Genomic DNA, 19111 nt, shown 5'->3' on the forward strand with positions numbered 1-19111 from the left:
CATCACCACAGGGCGCCTTACTTCCCGCCGGCATAGTCCTTGATCAGGCCGTGCAGGAAATCGCGCCCGTCATACAGCGACTTTACCCGCATCCGCTCGTTCAGGCCGTGGATGCCGTCGCCGTCCGAGCCGCCGAACAGGCCGGTGACGCCATAGGTCGGGATGCCGGCGGCGTTGGTGTGGACGCCGTCGGTGGCGCCGGTCAGCAGGATCGGCACGATCGGCACGCCGGGCCACAGCTTGGCGGCCTGCTTGTTGATCGGGCCCATGATGGCGGGCGTCAGGGCCGGCGGCGGCGAGGCGGCCTTGGCCTCGTGGGCCAGGGTGAAGGCGACGGCCGGATCGGCGGCGACCTCCGACAGCTTGGCCTTGACCTCCTCGACCGGCGTGCCCGGCAGGATGCGGCAGTTGACGTTGGCCGTGGCGCGCTGGGGCAGGGCGTTGGGCGCGTGGCCGGCGCTGACCAGGGTGGCCACGCAGGTGGTGCGCAGCATCGAGTTCCACATCGGATCGGCCGTGACGACCTTCAGCGCCGCCGGGTCTTCGATATTGGCGACCAGGGCCTTCATGGCGGCGGCCTGCGGGGCCGGCACGCGGGGCTGCATCTGGGTGAAATAGCCCCGGGTGGCGTCGATGAAGCGGGGCGGGAACTGATAGGCGCCGATCCGGTCCAGGGCCGCCGACAGCTGATAGATGGCGTTGGCGCCATGGGGGCGGCTGGAATGGCCGCCCGGGTTGGTCACCGTCAGGGTGAAGTCCTGATAGACTTTCTCGCCGGCCTGGACCTCGAGCACGACTTCCTTGCCCTGATCATCGAGCAGGCCGTCGGCGCCTTCGTTGAGGGCGAATTCGGCGTCCACCAGCGGGCGGTGGTTCTTCAGCAGGTCCTCGATGCCGTTATAGCCCTCGCTTTCCTCGCCGCAGGTCAGGGCCATCTTGATGTCGCGCTTGGGTTTGAAGCCCTCCTGCTTGAGGCGGATCAGGCTGTCGGCCCAGATGGCGGCCTGGGCCTTGTCGTCCGAGGTGCCGCGTCCGTAGAAATAGCCGTTCTCCTCGACCAGAACGAACGGGTCGCGGGTCCAGTCGGCGCGGTTGGCCTCGACGACGTCGATATGGGCCAGCAGCAGGATCGGCTTGGCCTTGGGGTCGGTTCCGTGCAGCACGGCCACCAGCGAGCCCTCGCGGGGATGCTTGGGCTCGACGACGACCTTGACGTCGGCCTCTGGATAGCCGGCGGCCTTCAGACGCGCGCCCATGGCCTGCGCGGCGACGGTGCAGCTGCCGACCGACAGGGTAGTGTTGATCTCGACCAGCTCCTTGTAGAGCTCGCGGAACTTCAGCTGGTCGGGGCGAGGCGTCGCCTGAGCGTTCGCCGCCATCGGCAGGGCCAGCACGGCCGCCGTCGTCATCCATCCCGCCAAACGCATCGAAAGCATCTCCCTAAGACCTTTGTGTCAGGAGAGCGCGCAACGCCGTGGCGCGCAAGGGCCGCCGTTAAGCTCCCGTTAGCGATACAGGGGCTTTTCCTCGGACGCGGAACAGGCGATGTTGCGAGAACACATGATGAACATGAATCGCATCCCGATCCGGATCCTGGGCCTCGACCCCGGCCTGCGCCGCACCGGCTGGGGCGTGATCGCGGTCGAGGGCTCGCGGATGAGCCACGTCGCCCACGGGGTGATCGCGCCCGACGAGAAGGCCGAGTTCGCCCAGCGCCTGCTGCACCTGTTCGAAGGCATCTGCGCGGTGATCGAGCAGCACAGGCCCGACGAGGCGGCGGTCGAGGAGGTGTTCCTCAATACCAACGCCCAGTCCACGCTGAAGCTGGGCCATGCCCGCGCCGCCGCCCTGATCGCCCCCGCCCGCGCCGGACTGCTGGTGGCCGAATACTCCACACGCCTGGTCAAGAAGGCCGTGGTCGGCACCGGGGCGGCCGACAAGGCCCAGATCGGCTTCATGATCGCCCGCCTGCTGCCCACGGCCGGCAAGACCACGGCCGACTGCGCCGACGCCCTGGCCGTCGCCATCACCCACGCCAACCTGCGCGTCGCCAACCGGAGGGTCGCATGATTGGTCGTCTGCGTGGGGCCGTCGCCGAGGTCGGCGAGGAAGAGGCCCTGATCGACGTCATGGGCGTGGGCTACGTCGTCCGCTGCGGCGGCCGCACCCTGTCGCGCCTGCCGGCCCTGGGCGAAGAGGCCCTGCTGCACATCGAGAGCCAGTGGAGCGAAAGCGCCGGCCTGCGGCTCTACGGTTTCGCCACCCGCGAGGACCGTCGCGCCTTCGTTCTGCTGCAGGCCATCCAGGGCGTGGGGCCCAAGGCGGCGATGGCGGTGCTGGACATCCTGTCGCCGGCCGAGCTGGCCAGCGCCGTCGCCCGCGAGGACAAGGCCGCCGTCGGGCGGGCCTCGGGCGTGGGTCCCAAGCTGGCCCTGCGCATCGTCACCGAGCTGAAGGACAAGCCGATCACCGACGGGCCGGTGCTGATGACCGCGCCGACCTCGGGTTCCGCGCCTGTGAAGGCCAAGCCGGCCCCGACCGGCGACGCCGTGGCGGCGCTGATGGGTCTGGGTGTGGCGGAGGTTAATGCGCGGCGGGTGGTCGAGGCGGCGGCGGCTAAGCTGGGCGACGAGGCGACGGTGCAGCAGTTGATCAAGGCCGGGCTGCAGGAGCTCGGGCGTTGACCCGCATCATCTCCGGCGAAGCCCAGCCCCACGAAGCCGTCCCGCTGGCCGCCGACAAGGCCCTGCGCCCGCAGACCCTGGCCGAGTTCGTCGGCCAGGAGCAGGCCAAGAGCAATCTGCGCGTCTTCATCGAGGCCGCCAAGGGCCGGGGCGAGGCCCTGGATCACGTCCTGCTGTTTGGCCCGCCCGGCCTGGGCAAGACCACCCTGGCCCAGATCGTCGCCCGCGAGCTGGGCGTGAACTTCCGCGCCACCTCGGGCCCGGTGCTGAACAAGCCCGGCGACCTGGCGGCGATCCTGACCAATCTGGAAGCCAACGACGTCCTGTTCATCGACGAGATCCACCGCCTGTCGTCGAACGTCGAGGAGATCCTGTATCCGGCCATGGAGGACCATGTGCTGGACCTGGTGATCGGGGAAGGACCTTCAGCCAGATCGATCCGCATCGACCTTGCCCCCTTCACCCTGGTGGCGGCGACCACGCGGGCCGGTATGCTGGCGACGCCGCTGCGCGACCGTTTCGGCATTCCGATCCGGCTGGAATTCTACACCCACGCCGAGCTGAAACACGTGCTGCTGGGCGCGGCCCGCAAGATGGGCGCGCCGCTGTCGGAAGACGGCGCCACCGAGATCGCCGCCCGGGCGCGCGGCACGCCCCGCGTCGCCGGCCGTCTGCTGCGCCGCGTGCGCGACTTCGCCGAGGCCGACGGCGCGACCGTCATTGATCGCAAGGCGGCCGGCATGGCGCTGGCGCGGCTGGAGGTGGACGAGGTCGGCCTCGACAGCCTCGACCGCCGCTATCTGCGCGCCCTGATCGAGCACTATGGCGGCGGCCCGGCCGGGGTCGAGACCATCGCCTACGCCATCGCCGAGTCCCGCGACGCCGTGGAAGACGTCATCGAGCCCTATCTGATGCAGCAGGGCTTCATCCAGCGCACCCCGCGCGGCCGGGTGGCCTGCGGCAAGGCGTATCTGCACCTGGGGCTGACGCCGCCCGCCGCGCCGCCGGCTCAGGGCGGCCTGTTCGGGGAGGCGTAGAGCCATGCGCGGTATCCGGTTCGTGACCGCCATTCAGGCGGCGGCCTGTTTCGGAGTTTCCCTGGCGGCGATCGGCGCGGCCGGCGCCGGCGCCAACGCGCTGGCACTGCAGACCCTGGCCGCCGTCATTGCCCTTGGCCTGGCGCTGGTGGTGGCGCGCTTCTGGCGCAAGGCCCGCTGGCGGTACTGGCTGCTGATCGCCGCCTGCGCCCTGGCCCTGGTCTGGACCCTGATGACCGGCTCTGTCCTGGAGGGCGCACGGCGCTGGCTGGCCTTGGGACCAGTGCAACTGCACACGGCCTTCCTGGTCCTGCCCCTGGCGGTGTGGGCCGTCGCGAGAGGTTTCGAGGACCGGCGCGTCGCCCCTCTGGCCGCCGGCCTGAGCTTTGCGCTGCTCTATCAGCACGACGCCGCCTCGTCCCTGGCCTGGGCCCTGGCGATCGGCGCGGCAACGCTGGTCCAGCGCCCGCGCCAGCTGCTCCCCTGGGCCGTGGTCGCCGTCGCCGCCGTGTTCGCCTATGCCGCCTGGACCGAACCCGACACCCTGCCGGCCGTGCCCTATGTCGAAGGCCTGTTGGCCGCCAGCTTCGCCAGCAGCCCTGTGGTCGGCGTCCTGACCGCGATCCTGATGTTCAGCCTGCCCGCGCCATTTCTGCTGGTCGCCGCCAGCCGTCCCGAGCGGCGCGTCGAAGCTCTGGCTCTGGCGGCGTTGTGGGCGGGCTGGATTTTCGCCAACCTGTTTGGCAACTATCCTGCACCGGTCCTGGGTTACGGCGCCGCGCCGATCCTGGCCTGGGGCCTGTCCGTCGGCCTCATGCTCGGCGAACCCGCCAGCCAGAGCGATCCGGCGCCATGATCTAAGCCTCAGGCCTCGACGTCCTGAGCGCCATGACGGATCCGCAGGATGAGAACGGCATCGTCCCTGACCCTGTAGCGGATCAGGTAAGGGTGGATGATCGCAAGCTCTCGCAATCCACGGACGGTCTCACGCCCACGGTCTGGATGCATGGCCAGACTGTCGGCCGCCGATTGAAGGCGTTGCGCCAGACGAACAGCCGCGGAGGCATTGAACGCCGACACGTAGGCGAAGATGCTTTCGAGATTGGACACGGCCTCGGCCGTCCAGACAATCCGCCGCACTAGTCGCCGGATTTGGGCGCTGGCGTGGGCGCGCCGTCGGACCATGACTTCAGCCAGCGGCTCACGGCTTCGTGGCTGATGACGCGACCCGCCGTGATGTCGGCTTCTGCGCGCGCGTCTGCGGCGGCTTCAGCGGCATCGTCCGTTTCATCGAAGATGGCGGGTTCGATCTTCATGGCCAGAATTTATCATGGCGACCGCGAAAGTCCATAATCAATCCGAGATTGAATTTCTATCTTTGCACCTTTGACGGCCGTGCCGATTTCGCCAGTGGGCTTATCGCCCTTGCCCGACCAACCTATACTCCCCTGACCCCAGGGCGCGCCGGAGCGTAGATGACCACCCCAGACCCCACCGCCGGCGGCTTCGACGGCCGAGAGCACCAGCTGCCCGTCCGGATCTATTACGAAGACACCGACTTTTCCGGCATCGTCTATCACGCCAACTATCTGCGCTATTTCGAGCGGGGGCGGAGCGACTTCTTCCGGCTGATCGGCATCTCGCACACTGAGCTGGCCCAGGCCGACACCGCGTTCGCGATCATCCGCATGGAGCTGGACTTCAAGCGCTCGGCCCGGATCGACGACGCCCTGGTGGTCCGCACCACCTATGACAGCGTCAAGGGTCCGCGACTGTTCGTCAGCCAGAAGATCACGCGCGGCGACGAGCTGATCTGCCAGGCGGCGGGAACTGCCGTCTGCATCACCCTGGACGGCCGCCCGCGCAGGCCGACGGCGCAGATGCTGGCCCAGATGGCCCCGTGGCTTGAGCCCGCCGCCGGGACCGAAATCTGAGCGCGGGGAATTTTCAGGCTCTCCCGGTGATTGTCATAGTTTCACCAAAGCGCCGCTTCATGCCAGTAAGACGCTACACCTAGACAGACGCCCGAACGGAGCAGGATCCCCCGCATGGACGCCGCCGCAGCCGCCCCCGCCAATTTCTCGTTCCTCGCCCTGTTCATGCAGGCCGACTGGGTTGTGAAGGGGGTGATGGTCGGCCTGATCCTCGCCTCGCTGGGCTCGTGGGGCGTGATTCTGGACAAGCTGTTCCGCTTCGCCGCGCTCAACCGCGCCGCCGACCGCTTCGAGAGCCAGGTCGGGGCCGGCCGCTCGCTGGAAGACGTGGCCGGAGAGGCCGGCGCCAATCCGCGCCATCCGCTGCCGCGCATGCTGCAGGCGGCGCTGAAGGAATGGCGCGAGGCCAAGTCGCGCGGCGCCATCAGCGAAAATCAGGCCGCCTTCCTGATCCAGCGCATCGACCGGATCATGGACACCATGATCGCCCGCGAGAGCGCCAAGGTCGAAGAGGGCCTGGGCAGCCTGGCCATCGTCGCCACCGCCAGCCCGTTCATCGGCCTGTTCGGCACGGTGTGGGGCATCATGCACGCCTTCCAGGCCATCGCCATCTCGAAGAACACCTCACTGGCCGTGGTGGCCCCGTCGATCGCCGAGGCCCTGTTCGCCACCGCCATCGGCTTGGTCGCCGCCATCCCGGCCTATATCGCCTACAACAAGTTCTCGACCGACGCGGGCAAGTATGCCGGCCGCCTGGAAGGCTTCGCCGACGACCTGTCGACCGCGATCCAGCGTCGCCTGGCCGAGCGGGTCTAGACCGATGTCGATGTCCGCCAACGACGCCTTCGCCACCGGCGGGCGCCGCGGTCGCCGACGCGGCCGCCGCTCGCGCGGGGCCCTGTCCGAGATCAATGTCACCCCGCTGGTCGACGTGATGCTGGTGCTGCTGATCATCTTCATGATCAGCGCCCCGCTGCTGACCGCCGGCGTGCCGCTGGAACTGCCCAAGACCGAGGCCGCCGCCCTGCAAAACCAGCAGGAGCCGATCACCGTGTCGATCGATCGCGCCGGCAAGATCTTCGTCGGCGAGACCGAGATCGCCTTCGAGAACCTGGCGCCGCGCATCACCGCCATCGCCGGCGACGGCTATGACAAGCCGCTGTTCGTGCGGGCCGACGGCGCGGCGACCTATGCCGTGGTCGCCCAGACCATGGCGGCGCTGTCGAACGCCGGCTTCTCCAAGATCAACCTGATCACCGAGACGGGCGGCCCGTCGTCGGGCGCGGCCCCGCTAGACGCCCAGCCCGAGGGCTCGGGCGACCTGCGGCCGGCCCAATAGGTCGCTGATGGCCCGGCGTGCTGAAATCGGATTCTCGCCCGCCCTGATCGGGTCGGTCGCGCTGCACGGGCTGGTGGCGGCGGCGATCCTGATCGGCCTGCCGTGGAAGAAGCCTGTGCCCATCACCCTGGGCGAAAGCGTGCCGGTCAATATCGTCACCACCGGGCCGACCAATGTCCGCCCGGCCGAGGAGGCGCTGGAAGATCAGACGGCCCTGACCGAAGAGCCGGTCGCCGAAGCGACTCCCACGCCGCCGGCCCCCGTGCCGGCGCCGGTTCCGACGCCCGCGCCGACCCCGCCGTCCAAGGCCGCGCCCAAGCCGACTCCCACGCCGACTCCGGCCAAGAAACCGGCTCCGGCCAAGGCCAATGATGACTTCTTCGCCTCGATGGAGGCGTCGCTGTCCAAGACCAAGAAATCGACCGGCAAACCCGCCGCCAATGCGCCCAAGGGGCCCAGCCGGGCGGAGACCTCGGTCTCAGCCCGTCCCGCCGCCGGCGCCGCCACCGGCCTTTCGGCCGCCGCCCTGGGCCGCCTGCAGGGCGAGGTCCAGGATCGCTGGAACCCCAATTGCGAGGTCGAGGGCGGCTCGAACGTCAATGTGCGGGTGGTGTTCGTGATCGGACCGGGCGGCCGCGTGATCGGCCAGCCAGAGTCGCCTGGCACCACATCGCCCGATCCGGTGGTCAAGGCCGCCTCCGACCGCGCGGTTCGCGCGCTGTTGCAGGCTTCGCCGTTCGCTTATCTGCCGTCTGATCTCTACGGTCAGAAAATAGCCCTGAACTTCAACGCAAAACAGGCTTGCACGCGATGATGACGCCCAAGGGGAATGTGATGCGCCTGAAAGCCCTGCTTCTGATGGTCGCCGCCTTGCTGGGCGGGGCCATGGTCTCGCCGGCCGCCGCCCAGATCGAGGTCGATATCAACGCCGGCGCGGTCAAGCCGCTGCCGATCGCCGTGCCCGCCTTCTCCGGCTCGGGTCGCGGGGCCGAGATCGCCCAGGTCATCACCGGCAATCTGGAGCGCTCAGGCCTGTTCCAGCCGCTGAACGTCTCGGCCGTGCCCGACAAGCTGCCCGACGTAAACGTCCAGCCGCGCTTTCCCGACTGGCAGGCCACCGGGGCCCAGGCCCTGATCAACGGCCAGGTGACGGTAGGCGCCGACGGCGGCCTGCGCGTCGATTTCCGCCTGTGGGACGTGTTCAGCCAGCAGCAACTGCTGGGTCTGCAGTTCAGCTCCACGCCCGACAACTGGCGCCGCGTGGCCCACAAGATCAGCGACGCCGTCTATGAGCGCCTGACCGGCGAAAAGGGCTATTTCGACACCCGCGTCGCCTTCGTGGCCGAGAGCGGCCCCAAGATGGCCCGGATCAAGCGCCTGGCGATCATGGACCAGGACGGCGCCAATCCGCAGTTCCTGACCGACGGCTCCTATATCGTCATGACCCCGCGCTTCTCGGCCACCAGCCAGGAGCTGACCTATATGGCCCTGCGGCCGACGGGCTCGTCGATCTATCTGCTCAATCTCGAGACCAGCCGCCAGGAAACGGTCGGCAAGTTCCCGGGGATGGTGTTCGCTCCGCGTTTCTCGCCCGACGGCAGCAAGGTGGCCTTCTCGGTGGAAAAGGGCGGCAACAGCGACGTCTATGTGCTGGACCTGCGCAGCCGCCAGTCGGTTCGCATCACCACCGACCCGGCCATCGACACCTCGCCGTCGTTCTCGCCGGACGGCAGCAAGATCGTCTTCAACTCCGACCGTGGCGGCCAGGCCCAGCTCTATATGATGAACGCCGACGGCTCGGGCGTGCGGCGCATCTCCTATGGCGGCGGCCGCTATACGACGCCCGTCTGGAGCCCGCGCGGCGACTTCATCGCCTTCACCAAGCAGCTTTCCGGCCAGTTCCATATCGGCGTCATGCGCACCGACGGCAGCGACGAGCGCCTGCTGACCACCAGCTATCTGGACGAGGGCCCGACCTGGGCGCCGAACGGCCGGGTGCTGATGTATTTCCGCGAGAGCCAGAGCGGCACGCCGCGCCTGTGGACCGTCGACATCACCGGCCGCATCCTGCGTCCGGCCGCTTATCAAGGCCAGGCCTCTGATCCGGCCTGGTCGCCGTTGCTGGACTGAATCTGGACGGTCGAGCAACCTCGACTGTTCGGCGACGTTTGTTGTGACGGTTCGCCTTGCAAGTGAATCAAGGTCGCGACAGGGTGATCTGACGCCATTGTGAGGCTTGGTCGGGCGTTTTCATTGTCCCGTTGAGGTGCTTGAAGGGTATCCAACTGGTCCGAACCGAGGTTTTGAGGAGAAACTGGATGAACTTCGACACCAAGCGCGCCGCTAGACTGGCGCTGATCGGTTTGGCGGCCGCCTCTCTCGCCGCCTGCGCTTCGCGGCCGACGCCGGCCGGTCCCGCCCCCGTGGCCCCGAGCGAGCCCGCCAGCCCCAGCGCGCCCTACACCCCGCCGACCTCGCCGGTCAGCCAGGGCGCGGTCCCCGGCTCGGTCCAGGACTTCGTCATCAATATCGGCGAGCGCATCTATTTCGACACGGACGAATATGTCGTGCGTAGCGACGCCCAGCCGGTGCTCGGCGCCCAGGCCCAGTGGCTGAACCGCTATCCGGCCGTCCGCGTCCGCATCGAAGGCAATGCCGACGAACGCGGCACCCGCGAATACAACCTCGCCCTCGGCGCCCGCCGCGCCAACGCCGTCCGCGACTTCCTGGTCAGCCAGGGCGTGTCGGGCGCGCGCATCGAGACCCTGTCCTACGGCAAGGAACGTCCGATCGACGCCGGTTCGTCAGAAGAAGCCTGGGCCAAGAACCGTAACGCCCGCACCGCCATCACCGACGGCGCGCGCTAAAGACGCTCCCTTCCCCCTTGATGGGGGAAGGGCCGGGGATGGGGGTGATGCGGCGGTTCAGCTGCTGACGCCGTAGCCACCCCCACCCAACCCTCCCCCATCGAGGGGGAGGGCTTTTCGGGTTTGCCCCACTTTTGTCCGCAATCAGGGCATAATCGCCGACATGAAGCTGAAATCCGTCCTGCTCGCCGCCCTGCTGGCTTCCGCCGCCATTCCGGCGCTGGCCCAAACCCCCATGCCCGAAGATCCGCTGGACGATCGCTCGGTCAAGCGCGTCGAGCGCATGGAGAAGGTGGTCCGCGAGCTGCGGTCGATCGTGTTCCAGGGCCGCGACACCGGCAAGCCGGTCGTGGTGCAGCCGGCCGAGACCGAGGCCCAGATCCTGACCCTGGGCGAGCGTATCGGCGATCTGGAACAGACCCTGCAGCGCGTCAACGGCCAGAACGAGACCCTGACCCACGATCTGGACCAGGCCCGCCGGGCCTCGGCCGAGCAGAAGACCCGTAGCGACGCCCTTGAGGCCCGCCTCGCGGCGCTCGAGGCCAAGCTGACCGCCCTGGAGACCGCCGCCGTCGAGGCCGCCCAGGTGGCCGAGACGCCGGCCCCGCTCGCGCCGCCCGCCGATCCGGCCGTGGCCTTCAAGCAGGCGCGCCAGTTCCTGCTGGACGGCGACTACGCCAATGCCGAAGCCGCCTTCTTGGCCTATGTGACCAACTATCCCGACAACCCCAAGGCGCCCGAAGCCCGCTACTGGCTGGGCGAGACCCTGTTCGTGCGCGAAGCCTATGGCGACGCCGCCGGGGCCTTTCTGGGCGCCGTGCGCGGCTGGCCGCAGACCGGCTGGGCGCCCGACGCCACCCTGAAGCTGTCGCGGGCTCTGGTGGCGCTGAAAAAGCCCGCCGACGCCTGCAAGACCCTGGATGAGCTGGCCAAGCGCTATCCCAAGGCCCCGCCGGCTGTCGTGTCGCGCGCCGCCTCGACCCGCGTCGCGGCCAAGTGCGCCTGACAGGGATTTCGGCCGCCTTTGATCGGCGGCTGGATCCCGCGAGCCGCGCGCCCATTGCGGTCGGCTTTTCCGGCGGGGGCGACTCCCTGGCCCTGCTGATCCTGACCCTGGACTGGGCCCGGGCGCACGGCCGTCCGGTTCTGAGCCTGACCGTCGACCACCAGCTGCAGCCGGCCAGCGCCGCCTGGACCCGCGAGGCGGTCACCCACGCGCGCGATCTCGGCGCGAACGCCCTCTCCCTGGCCTGGACGGGTGACAAGCCGACCGCCGGCCTTTCGGCCGCCGCCCGCCGGGCCCGTCACGCCCTGCTGGCCCAGGCCGCCCGCGCCGCCGGGGCGCGTGTCCTGCTTCTGGGTCACACCGCCGACGACCGGATGGAAGCCGCCGCCATGCGGGCCGAGGGCTCCACCGTCTCCGATCCGCGCGACTGGTCGCCGTCACCGGTCTGGCCCGAGGGACGGGACGTCTTCCTGCTGCGCCCCCTGCTGGACCAGCGCCGTTCTGATCTGCGCGACTTTCTGCGCGAGCGGGGCGAGACCTGGCTGGACGACCCGGCCAATGACGATCCGCGCTCGGCCCGCGCCCGGGCGCGGCGGTCGCTGGCCGCGACCGGTGCGCCGGCCGCCGAGCCGGCGCGGCGCGCGCCTCCGATCTTCGAAGGCGACCCCGTGGGCGTCATCGCCCTGCCGCGAGACGCCGCCGCCGCCCACCTCGCCGCCGCCTGCCTGTGCGCCGCCGGGACCGAGCGTCCGCCGCGCGGCGAGCGACTGGAGCGCCTGGTCGCCCGGCTGCGATCGGGTGAGCTGTTCACCGCCACCCTGGCCGGCGCGCGAATCGAGGCCGGCCCCGACGCGGTGCGATTCCACAGGGACGCGGGCGAGTCGGCGCGGGGCGGTCTGGCCGATCTGGCGCTGGGGCCGCACGAAACCGGCGTCTGGGACGGCCGTTATGAAATTACCGCCGGCAAGGCCGCCGTCACCGTCCGCGCCCTGAAAGGCCTGGCCGCCAGCCTGTCGAAAGCCCAGCGCGCCGCCCTCAAGGCCACACCCGCCGCAGCCCGCCAGGCCTTGCCCGCCTTGGCTTTGGCGAGTGGCGGCGTCGTTTGTCCCATGCTCGGCGGCCCGGCTCTTGCAGTCAGCGAGGGTGTGCGAATTCGGGCTCTCTTCCTGGATCGTTTCAGGGCCGCGACGGGTCTGATCGACCAAGAATGCGTGACCTGACGACGCACGCGTGGCGCAAGCGCTTGCGACCCCCTATCTTGGGATGTCGAAGGCTATCGTTGGGAAGACGACGGGTATGAATTTCAGGAATGCGGCCATCTGGCTGGTCATCGTTGCGGTGCTGGTCGGCGTCTTTGTCGTCAACCAGACCTCGCACACCCAGGCTGGCGGCGAAATCAGCTATTCGCAGCTTCTGCGCAAGGTGGACGCCGGCGAAATCAAGTCGGCCGAGATCGCCGGCCCGATCGTGGCGGCCAAGGACGGCTCGGGCAACGTGCTCACCGTCAACGCGCCGAACAATTCGGACGAACTGGTCAATCGCCTGGTGGCGAGGGGCGCGGACGTCAAGTTCAAGGGCGGCGGCATCAGCCTGCTGGCCATTCTGGTCAACCTGCTGCCGATCATTCTGGTGATCGGCGTCTGGGTGTTTTTCATGCGCCAGATGCAGGGCGGCGCCAAGGGCGCCATGGGCTTTGGCAAGTCCAAGGCCCGCCTGCTGACCGAGAACAAGAACAAGGTGATCTTCGACGACGTCGCCGGCGTCGACGAGGCCAAGGAAGAACTGCAGGAGATCGTCGATTTCCTGAAGGATCCGGCCAAGTTCCAGCGCCTGGGCGGCAAGATCCCCAAGGGCGCCCTGCTGATCGGCCCTCCGGGCACCGGCAAGACCCTGATCGCCCGCGCCGTCGCGGGTGAGGCGGGCGTGCCGTTCTTCACGATCTCGGGCTCTGACTTCGTCGAGATGTTCGTCGGCGTCGGCGCCAGCCGCGTGCGCGACATGTTCGAGCAGGCCAAGAAGAACGCCCCCTGCATCATCTTCATCGACGAAATCGACGCCGTCGGTCGCCACCGCGGCGCCGGCCTGGGCGGCGGTAACGACGAGCGCGAGCAGACCCTCAACCAGCTGCTGGTAGAGATGGACGGCTTCGAGGCCAATGAAGGCATCATCCTGATCGCCGCCACCAACCGTCCCGACGTTCTGGACCCGGCCCTGCTGCGTCCCGGCCGTTTTGACCGTCAGGTCGTGGTGCCCAATCCCGATGTGGCCGGTCGCGAGAAGATCATCCGCGTCCACATGAAGAACGTTCCCCTGGCCGCCGATGTCGACGTGCGCACCCTGGCGCGCGGCACCCCCGGCTTCTCGGGCGCGGATCTGGCCAACCTGGTCAATGAAGCGGCCCTGACGGCGGCCCGCAAGGAGCGTCGCATGGTCACCATGCACGACTTCGAGCACGCCAAGGACAAGGTCATGATGGGCGCCGAGCGTCGCTCCATGGCCATGAGCGAGAGCGAAAAGAAGCTGACGGCCTATCACGAGGGCGGCCACGCCCTGGTGGCCCTGCGCGTCCCCGTGGCAGATCCGGTCCACAAGGCCACCATCGTGCCGCGTGGCCGGGCCCTGGGCATGGTCATGCAGCTTCCCGAGGGCGATCGCTACTCGATGAGCTTCGACATGATGACCTCGCGCCTAGCGATCATGATGGCCGGCCGGGTGGCCGAGGAACTGATCTTCGGCAAGGAGAAGATCACCTCGGGCGCCTCCAGCGACATCAGCGCCGCCACCGGCCTGGCCCGCAACATGGTCACCCGCTGGGGCTTCTCCGACAAGCTGGGCACCGTGGCCTATGGCGACAACCAGGACGAAGTGTTCCTGGGTCACTCTGTGGCTCGCACCCAGAACGTCTCGCCCGAGACCATGATCACGATCGACGCCGAGGTCCGCCGCCTGGTCAAGACCGGCGAGGACGAGGCGCGCCGGATCCTGACCGAGGAGCTGGACAACCTGCATGCGGTCGCCAAGGCCCTGCTGGAGTTCGAAACCCTGAGCGGCGACGAGATCATCGGCGTCATGAAGGGCGTCCAGCCCAACCGCAAAGACGAAGACGAAAAGAAGCCGGCCCTGCCGATGTCCTCGGTGCCGATCTCGCCCACGGGCGTCACGGCCTAAGGCCTTCTTCAGACGACACGGAAAAGCCGGTCCCTCGCGGGGCCGGCTTTTTCTTTGGGCGGTCAAGGCTGCGGGTCCCCGCCGTCACGCTGCTGCTTTTCCTGCCCCGCTTGCGGGGGAGGTGGCGCGGTGCGGAGACGCGACGTGACGGAGGGGGCGTCCACGGCCTAAAACGCCCTCATGACTCTCTCCGCTCGGCCCCGCCTCATGGGCATCGTCAATGTCACCCCCGACAGCTTCTCCGATGGCGGCCGGTTCATGGACCACGCCTCGGCCCTGGCCCATGCCCGCCAACTGATCGCCGACGGCGCCGACATTCTGGATATCGGCGGCGAGTCGACCCGGCCCGGCGCCGCGCCGGTCACGGAAGCCGACGAGCTGGCCCGGGTGATCCCGCTGATCGCGGCGATCCGGGCCGACAGCGACGTGGCGATCTCGATCGACACCATGAAGCCCGCCGTCGCCCGCGCCGCCGTCGCGGCCGGGGCCACGATCTGGAACGATGTCGCCGCCCTGCGCTTCGCCCCCGACGCGCCGCAGGTCGCCGCCGAACTGGGCTGCGAGGTGGTGTTGATGCACATGCTGGGCGAGCCCGGCACGATGCAGGACGCGCCGGTCTATGACGATGTGGTCGCGCAGGTCGAAGCCTTCCTGCTGGCCCGCGCCGACGCCGCCGTGGCGGCGGGGGTCGAGCGCGGCAAGATCTGGCTGGATCCCGGCATCGGCTTTGGCAAGACGTTCGCGCACAACCTGTCCCTGCTGGCCGCCCTGCCGCGCCTTGTCGCCCTGGGCTACCCGGTGCTGCTGGGCGCCAGCCGCAAGCGCTTCATCGCCGCCATCGACCCGCTGGGCGAGGCCGCCGGGGCCCGTCTGGGCGGCTCGCTCGCGGCCCACCTAGCCGGCGCGGCGGCGGGCGTCGCGGCGGTGCGGGCCCACGACGTGCGCGAGACGGCGCAGGCTCTGGCGGTTTGGGAGGCGGTGAGGGCGGCGTCGTGAGGGGCGCTGGGCGGATGCATTGAAGGTCCGCTAGGGGGGTGTGGACCCGGTCAGAACAGGACACTGGTCGCCGCCCCCAAATATCTTGTCATCCCGGCCGTAGCGTAGCGGAGAGCCGGGACCCAGGGGCCGCCTCACTGCAGTTGCCCCTGGGTCCCGGCGCTCCCGCCCTCACGGGCGTCCGGCCGGGATGACAAGATTTATGGGGGTGAGGTGAAGCCTCCGAAGCGGAACTTTCGAGATGCCGCTTTGGGTCGAAAGTAGTCTTTGGCTCAATGCCCACAAGCGGACGCCCTGCGTCCCGCTCATCCTTAAATCTCTTGGAGGCTGCAGCGTGCCGGTCTGACCAGGTTGGTCAAGGACGACGCTCTCGCGTCGCCGCTGCGCGGCGGCCCCGCAGGGGCCGTCCTTGAGCAACCTGGTCAGACCGGCGATCGTCTCGCCGTGAGATTTAAGGATGGCTCCCTTCGGCGCGAAGGAGGGCGCTCCCAAGTCCTCTCCCTGAAGGGGGAGGCGATCACGAAGTGATCGGAGGGGGTAGTGCTGCTGAGTCGGAGGGGTCTTCCCCCACCGGCCTCCGGCCGCCTCCCCCTTCAGGGGGAGGACTTTGCGGCCGGCACGGGGATGGAGGGCGCTGTATCCCCGTACTTTCCGAAACAGAACCCAGCCCAATCAACAACTTGTAAAATAGTTGATCGCGCCAATCCTCGGAGCTCAAACCCACTGCATAATCATAGCTGTCCCCGTCGCAGGGGGAGGGCGCCTGGTACCGGCCCAAAGCGGCGATGGGGATGGAGCTGAGCGGGGCCGCGACGCCCTGGAAGGCGGGTCGAGGTGTGCGGGCTGTCTCAGAAGGACGGCGCAAACGCTGAGTGGCTCGTCGGCCGGGTGAGCGCGGGTCGAAGAGGGCGAGGGATCGTAAACCCGCCCATCGCGCATCGTCGGCGTCGAGACGGTTAGCCGATCGACGGGATGCGCGCCCGTACGGGGGCTCTTGGGTATCAGAGCTGAAACACGCTCGCTTGGCCCAATCCTCACGCAAGAACAGCTTCTGCGAAGCGGACAGGTCGAACCGAAACGCAAAACACACATCACGGTCATCCGGGTTCGCCCCGGCCGCTTCGCGCCTCCCCGACCCACTTGCGGCCGATTTCGGCGCGAGAGCGCAAAGCCGTGTGTCTCCGTCACAGGGTGTCCAATGGTGAAGTTGTGCCAGACTGGTCGCCAGCACGATTCTGCGAGCCCGACATGAAGCCCGTGATCATCTTTCAGCCCGGCATGGCCGGCGATCTGCTCTTCATCCAGAAGATCGTCAAAACCTATGCCGCCGGCGGCCGCAGAGTGATCCTGCCGGTGCGCGAGACGCACAAATGGGTCTATGACGCCCTGGTCATGCCGGACAATGTCGAGACCCCGACCCTCGAGCACGATTTCGAGTTTCGCGACGAGATCCTGTTCCTGGCCGACAAGATCGCGCTCAGCCCCATCGAGGCCAACGCCTACACGTTCCTGTCGCTGTTCTTCTCGTGGCGCTACGCCCCCGAACAGACCATGGATCTGAAATACCAGGTCTCCGGCGTCGAGATGGACGGCTGGGCCGACCACGTCACCCTGCGCCGCGACCTGGAAAAGGAAGAGCGGCTGTTTCGCGAACTGGGCCTGGACGACGGCGTGCCCTATGCCCTGATCAACGAGACCTGCAGCTCGCGCACCATTCCCTTTCCACACCGGGCGCCGGAAAAGGAAGTCCGCCTACGGATGGTTGAGGGCTATACCCTGATTGACTGGAGCACGGTGATCGAACGCGCCGCGCGGATCGCCACGGTCGACACCTCGATCGTCCTGCTCATCGAGGCGCTGAAGATCACCGACAAGCCGCTGCATGTGGTGTCGCGCTATGAGCCGCCCAGCTTCCGGGAACTGCAAAACGTCCTGAAGCTGGAGTGGCTGTTCTACTTCCGACCCGAGCATCTGGCCTATAACTAGGCTGCGGCTGGCTCTCTCCGGGTCCAGGCGCGCAGGACGATCGGCCCAAACAGCGCCCCGATCCCGCAGGCGTCGGCGACCACGTCGCCAAACGCGGCGTCACGGCCGACCAGGGCCTGCACCAGCTCGATCCCGACGCCGAAGCTCAGCAGGACCGCGCCGATCCGCCAGAAACGGCTGGCCGGCAGGGCGGCGACGGCCAGGGCGGTCAGCACATAGAAGGCGATGAAATGCTTGGCCTTGTCCCACGGAATAAAGACGATCCCGCCGTCATCCGGCAGCACGGCCCGCCACAGGGTAAACAGCGACGCCGTCACGAAGACGGCGAAGGCCAGGCGATTGACCTTGCGGTTCTGGAACAGCGGCATGCTCAAACTTGAAACCCATTCATCATCCCGGGACGGCGACTATGCCGCCCCAGGATGACGAAATCGCAAAGCCTAGAACGTCAGCGCGCGCGCTTCCTTCACGTGGGGCAGAGCCTGGATCTTGGCCAGAAGATCGGCGCTCGGGGCCTGGTCGACGCCGACCAGGGCGATGGCGTCTTCGTCGGCCGACAGCCGGCCCAGGTTGAAGGTGGCGATGTTGACGCCCGCCTCGCCCAGCAGCATGCCCAGGGCGCCGATGAAGCCCGGCTTGTCGAGGTTGTTGATATAGAGCATGGCCGGCGAGAAGGCCGCGTCCAGCTCCATGCCCTTGACCTCGACGACGCGCGGGGCGCCGGCGATCACCGTGCCGGCAAAGGCGCGCTTGCCCTTTTCGGTGGTGATGGTGATGCGCATCAGGCTGTCATAGGTGGGGCTGACTTCCTGGCGGCTCTCGGAGACGGTGATGCCGCGCTCCTTGGCCACGGCCGGGGCGGAGACCATGTTGATCTCGGCCAGCATCGGCTTGAGGATCCCGGCCAGCGCCGCCGAGGTCATCGGCTTGACGTTGAGATTGGCGACCTCGCCCTCATAGGCGATGTCGATGGCCTTGATGCCGAAGTCGACCATCTGGCCGGCCAGGGCGCCGATCTTCTCGGCCAGGGCCACGAACGGCTTCAGCTTGGGGGCTTCTTCGGCCGTGATCGACGGGCTGTTCAGCGCGTTGGTGACGGCGCCGGTCAGCAGGTAGTCGCTCATCTGCTCGGCGACCTGCAGCGCGACGTTCTCCTGGGCTTCGTTGGTGCTGGCGCCCAGGTGCGGGGTGGCCACCACGCGGTCCGAGCCAAACAGCGGGTTTTCCTTGGCCGGCTCGGTGACAAACACGTCAAAGCCGGCGCCGCCGACATGGCCGCTGTCGAGCAGGGCGCGCAGGGCAACCTCGTCGACCAGACCGCCGCGGGCGCAGTTGACGATCAGCACGCCCTTCTTGGTCTTGGCCAGGTTCTCGGCCGACAGGATGTTGCGGGTCTTGTCGGTCAGCGGGGTGTGCAGGGTGATGACGTCGGCGCGGGCCAGCAGGTCTTCCAGCTCGACCTTTTCGACGCCCATCTCGATGGCGCGCTCAGGGCTCAGGAACGGGTCGTAGGCCACGACCTTCATCTTCAGGCCCAGAGCCCGGTCAGCGACGATGCCGCCGATATTGCCGGCGCCGATCAGGCCCAGCGTCTTGGCGTACAGCTCCACACCCATGAAGCGGTTCTTCTCCCACTTGCCGGCCTGGGTCGAGGCGTCGGCGGCGGGCAGCTGGCGGGCCAGGGCGAACATCATGGCGATGGCGTGCTCGGCCGTGGTGATCGAGTTGCCGAACGGGGTGTTCATCACCACCACGCCCTTGGCCGTCGCGGCGGGGATATCGACATTGTCGACGCCGATGCCGGCCCGGGCGATGACCTGCAGCTTGTGGGCGGCGGCGATCACGTCCTTGTCGAGCTTGGCGCCCGAGCGGATGGCGATGCCGTCATAGTCGCCGATGACAGCGATCAGTTCGTCCTTGGTCAGGCCGACCTTGATGTCGAAGTCGACGCCGCGGTTCTTGAAGATGTCGACGGCGGCGGGGCTGAGCTTGTCAGCGATGAGAACGCGGGGAGCCATGATGCGGTGTCCGATCCTGGAGAGCCGGCCCCGTCCTTCGACGGATTTCGGGCGGCGGCTGTGTTGGGGGGGTCTG

At 68.2% G+C, this 19111-nt stretch carries 20 protein-coding genes; 15 read left to right on the top strand and 5 right to left on the bottom strand.

What is annotated here, in order from left to right:
- Nucleotides 1–17: 17 nt before the first annotated feature.
- Nucleotides 18–1427, bottom strand: a complete 1410-nt coding sequence (locus tag ACN2C7_RS03650) for a M20/M25/M40 family metallo-hydrolase (protein ID WP_419319923.1) — start codon at nt 1425–1427, stop codon at nt 18–20.
- Between the two features lie 121 nt (nt 1428–1548).
- On the opposite strand from ACN2C7_RS03650, the gene ruvC reads away from it, so the two are divergent.
- From ruvC to ACN2C7_RS03670, 4 genes are read left to right on the top strand one after another with little or no spacing between them, the layout of a single operon-like run.
- Nucleotides 1549–2070: a crossover junction endodeoxyribonuclease RuvC gene (gene ruvC, locus ACN2C7_RS03655; RefSeq protein ID WP_419321381.1), complete on the top strand. Its 522-nt coding sequence runs from the start codon at nt 1549–1551 to the stop codon at nt 2068–2070.
- Entirely contained in the window at nt 2067–2684 is a 618-nt protein-coding gene (gene ruvA, locus ACN2C7_RS03660; RefSeq protein ID WP_419319925.1) for a Holliday junction branch migration protein RuvA, read from the top strand. The genes ruvC and ruvA overlap by 4 nt, the downstream gene beginning before the upstream one ends.
- Nucleotides 2681–3721 (top strand): Holliday junction branch migration DNA helicase RuvB, encoded by a 1041-nt coding sequence (gene ruvB, locus ACN2C7_RS03665; protein WP_419319926.1) that lies wholly within the window; start codon nt 2681–2683, stop codon nt 3719–3721. The genes ruvA and ruvB overlap by 4 nt, the downstream gene beginning before the upstream one ends.
- A 4-nt stretch (nt 3722–3725) precedes the next feature.
- Entirely contained in the window at nt 3726–4577 is an 852-nt protein-coding gene (locus tag ACN2C7_RS03670) for an FtsW/RodA/SpoVE family cell cycle protein (protein ID WP_419319927.1), read from the top strand.
- Nucleotides 4578–4585: 8 nt separating this feature from the next.
- Here ACN2C7_RS03670 and ACN2C7_RS03675 read toward each other — a convergent pair whose 3' ends face one another.
- Both ACN2C7_RS03675 and ACN2C7_RS03680 read right to left on the bottom strand, forming a co-directional pair.
- On the bottom strand, nt 4586–4831 hold the full coding sequence (locus tag ACN2C7_RS03675; protein WP_419319928.1) for a type II toxin-antitoxin system RelE/ParE family toxin: 246 nt from the start codon (nt 4829–4831) through the stop codon (nt 4586–4588).
- Between the two features lie 29 nt (nt 4832–4860).
- On the bottom strand, nt 4861–5037 hold the full coding sequence (locus tag ACN2C7_RS03680) for a CopG family transcriptional regulator (protein ID WP_419319929.1): 177 nt from the start codon (nt 5035–5037) through the stop codon (nt 4861–4863).
- A gap of 159 nt (nt 5038–5196) precedes the next feature.
- Here ACN2C7_RS03680 and ACN2C7_RS03685 point away from each other — a divergent pair, with 159 nt between their 5' ends.
- The 11 genes from ACN2C7_RS03685 (at nt 5197) to ACN2C7_RS03735 (ending at nt 17017) form a co-directional block, all read left to right on the top strand.
- Nucleotides 5197–5655, top strand: a complete 459-nt coding sequence (locus ACN2C7_RS03685; protein WP_419319931.1) for a YbgC/FadM family acyl-CoA thioesterase — start codon at nt 5197–5199, stop codon at nt 5653–5655.
- Nucleotides 5656–5769: 114 nt separating this feature from the next.
- On the top strand, nt 5770–6471 hold the full coding sequence (gene tolQ, locus ACN2C7_RS03690) for a protein TolQ (RefSeq protein ID WP_419319932.1): 702 nt from the start codon (nt 5770–5772) through the stop codon (nt 6469–6471).
- 4 nt (nt 6472–6475) lie between these two features.
- Nucleotides 6476–6994: an ExbD/TolR family protein gene (locus ACN2C7_RS03695; protein ID WP_419319933.1), complete on the top strand. Its 519-nt coding sequence runs from the start codon at nt 6476–6478 to the stop codon at nt 6992–6994.
- A gap of 7 nt (nt 6995–7001) precedes the next feature.
- Nucleotides 7002–7808 (top strand): energy transducer TonB, encoded by an 807-nt coding sequence (locus ACN2C7_RS03700; RefSeq protein ID WP_419319934.1) that lies wholly within the window; start codon nt 7002–7004, stop codon nt 7806–7808.
- A gap of 20 nt (nt 7809–7828) precedes the next feature.
- On the top strand, nt 7829–9124 hold the full coding sequence (tolB, locus tag ACN2C7_RS03705) for a Tol-Pal system beta propeller repeat protein TolB (protein ID WP_419319935.1): 1296 nt from the start codon (nt 7829–7831) through the stop codon (nt 9122–9124).
- 173 nt (nt 9125–9297) lie between these two features.
- Nucleotides 9298–9861 (top strand): peptidoglycan-associated lipoprotein Pal, encoded by a 564-nt coding sequence (pal, locus tag ACN2C7_RS03710; RefSeq protein ID WP_419321383.1) that lies wholly within the window; start codon nt 9298–9300, stop codon nt 9859–9861.
- 163 nt (nt 9862–10024) lie between these two features.
- Nucleotides 10025–10867, top strand: a complete 843-nt coding sequence (gene ybgF, locus ACN2C7_RS03715) for a tol-pal system protein YbgF (protein WP_419319936.1) — start codon at nt 10025–10027, stop codon at nt 10865–10867.
- Entirely contained in the window at nt 10858–12087 is a 1230-nt protein-coding gene (gene tilS, locus ACN2C7_RS03720; RefSeq protein WP_419319938.1) for a tRNA lysidine(34) synthetase TilS, read from the top strand. The genes ybgF and tilS overlap by 10 nt, the downstream gene beginning before the upstream one ends.
- Nucleotides 12088–12163: 76 nt before the next feature.
- Nucleotides 12164–14035 (top strand): ATP-dependent zinc metalloprotease FtsH, encoded by a 1872-nt coding sequence (gene ftsH, locus ACN2C7_RS03725; protein WP_419319939.1) that lies wholly within the window; start codon nt 12164–12166, stop codon nt 14033–14035.
- Nucleotides 14036–14215: 180 nt separating this feature from the next.
- Nucleotides 14216–15031, top strand: coding sequence for a dihydropteroate synthase (folP, locus tag ACN2C7_RS03730; protein ID WP_419319940.1), 816 nt, complete (start codon nt 14216–14218; stop codon nt 15029–15031).
- A gap of 1248 nt (nt 15032–16279) precedes the next feature.
- Nucleotides 16280–17017 (top strand): hypothetical protein, encoded by a 738-nt coding sequence (locus ACN2C7_RS03735; RefSeq protein WP_419319942.1) that lies wholly within the window; start codon nt 16280–16282, stop codon nt 17015–17017.
- On the opposite strand, the gene ACN2C7_RS03740 is transcribed toward ACN2C7_RS03735, so the two are convergent.
- Both ACN2C7_RS03740 and serA read right to left on the bottom strand, forming a co-directional pair.
- On the bottom strand, nt 17014–17385 hold the full coding sequence (locus ACN2C7_RS03740) for a VanZ family protein (RefSeq protein WP_419321385.1): 372 nt from the start codon (nt 17383–17385) through the stop codon (nt 17014–17016). The two genes, ACN2C7_RS03735 and ACN2C7_RS03740, sit on opposite strands and share 4 nt — an antisense overlap.
- Before the next feature lie 72 nt (nt 17386–17457).
- Nucleotides 17458–19038 carry a phosphoglycerate dehydrogenase gene (serA, locus tag ACN2C7_RS03745; RefSeq protein WP_419321387.1) on the bottom strand — a complete coding sequence of 527 codons (1581 nt, stop codon included), beginning with the start codon at nt 19036–19038 and terminating at the stop codon, nt 17458–17460.
- Between the last annotated feature and the right edge of the window lie 73 nt (nt 19039–19111).

The organism is Caulobacter sp. ErkDOM-E (genome assembly GCF_048541895.1).
GTDB lineage: Bacteria > Pseudomonadota > Alphaproteobacteria > Caulobacterales > Caulobacteraceae > Caulobacter.

Excerpts from the sequence above, each read along its gene's own strand:
- ACN2C7_RS03650 (WP_419319923.1), bottom strand. The coding sequence starts at position 1,427 with ATGCGTTTGGCGGGATGGATGACGACGGCGGCCGTGCTGGCCCTGCCG.
- ruvA (WP_419319925.1), top strand. The coding sequence starts at position 2,067 with ATGATTGGTCGTCTGCGTGGGGCCGTCGCCGAGGTCGGCGAGGAAGAG.
- ACN2C7_RS03670 (WP_419319927.1), top strand. The coding sequence starts at position 3,726 with ATGCGCGGTATCCGGTTCGTGACCGCCATTCAGGCGGCGGCCTGTTTC.
- ACN2C7_RS03680 (WP_419319929.1), bottom strand. The coding sequence starts at position 5,037 with ATGAAGATCGAACCCGCCATCTTCGATGAAACGGACGATGCCGCTGAA.
- ACN2C7_RS03685 (WP_419319931.1), top strand. The coding sequence starts at position 5,197 with ATGACCACCCCAGACCCCACCGCCGGCGGCTTCGACGGCCGAGAGCAC.
- tolQ (WP_419319932.1), top strand. The coding sequence starts at position 5,770 with ATGGACGCCGCCGCAGCCGCCCCCGCCAATTTCTCGTTCCTCGCCCTG.
- ACN2C7_RS03695 (WP_419319933.1), top strand. The coding sequence starts at position 6,476 with ATGTCGATGTCCGCCAACGACGCCTTCGCCACCGGCGGGCGCCGCGGT.
- ACN2C7_RS03700 (WP_419319934.1), top strand. The coding sequence starts at position 7,002 with ATGGCCCGGCGTGCTGAAATCGGATTCTCGCCCGCCCTGATCGGGTCG.
- tolB (WP_419319935.1), top strand. The coding sequence starts at position 7,829 with ATGCGCCTGAAAGCCCTGCTTCTGATGGTCGCCGCCTTGCTGGGCGGG.
- ybgF (WP_419319936.1), top strand. The coding sequence starts at position 10,025 with ATGAAGCTGAAATCCGTCCTGCTCGCCGCCCTGCTGGCTTCCGCCGCC.
- ftsH (WP_419319939.1), top strand. The coding sequence starts at position 12,164 with ATGAATTTCAGGAATGCGGCCATCTGGCTGGTCATCGTTGCGGTGCTG.
- folP (WP_419319940.1), top strand. The coding sequence starts at position 14,216 with ATGACTCTCTCCGCTCGGCCCCGCCTCATGGGCATCGTCAATGTCACC.
- ACN2C7_RS03735 (WP_419319942.1), top strand. The coding sequence starts at position 16,280 with ATGAAGCCCGTGATCATCTTTCAGCCCGGCATGGCCGGCGATCTGCTC.
- ACN2C7_RS03740 (WP_419321385.1), bottom strand. The coding sequence starts at position 17,385 with ATGCCGCTGTTCCAGAACCGCAAGGTCAATCGCCTGGCCTTCGCCGTC.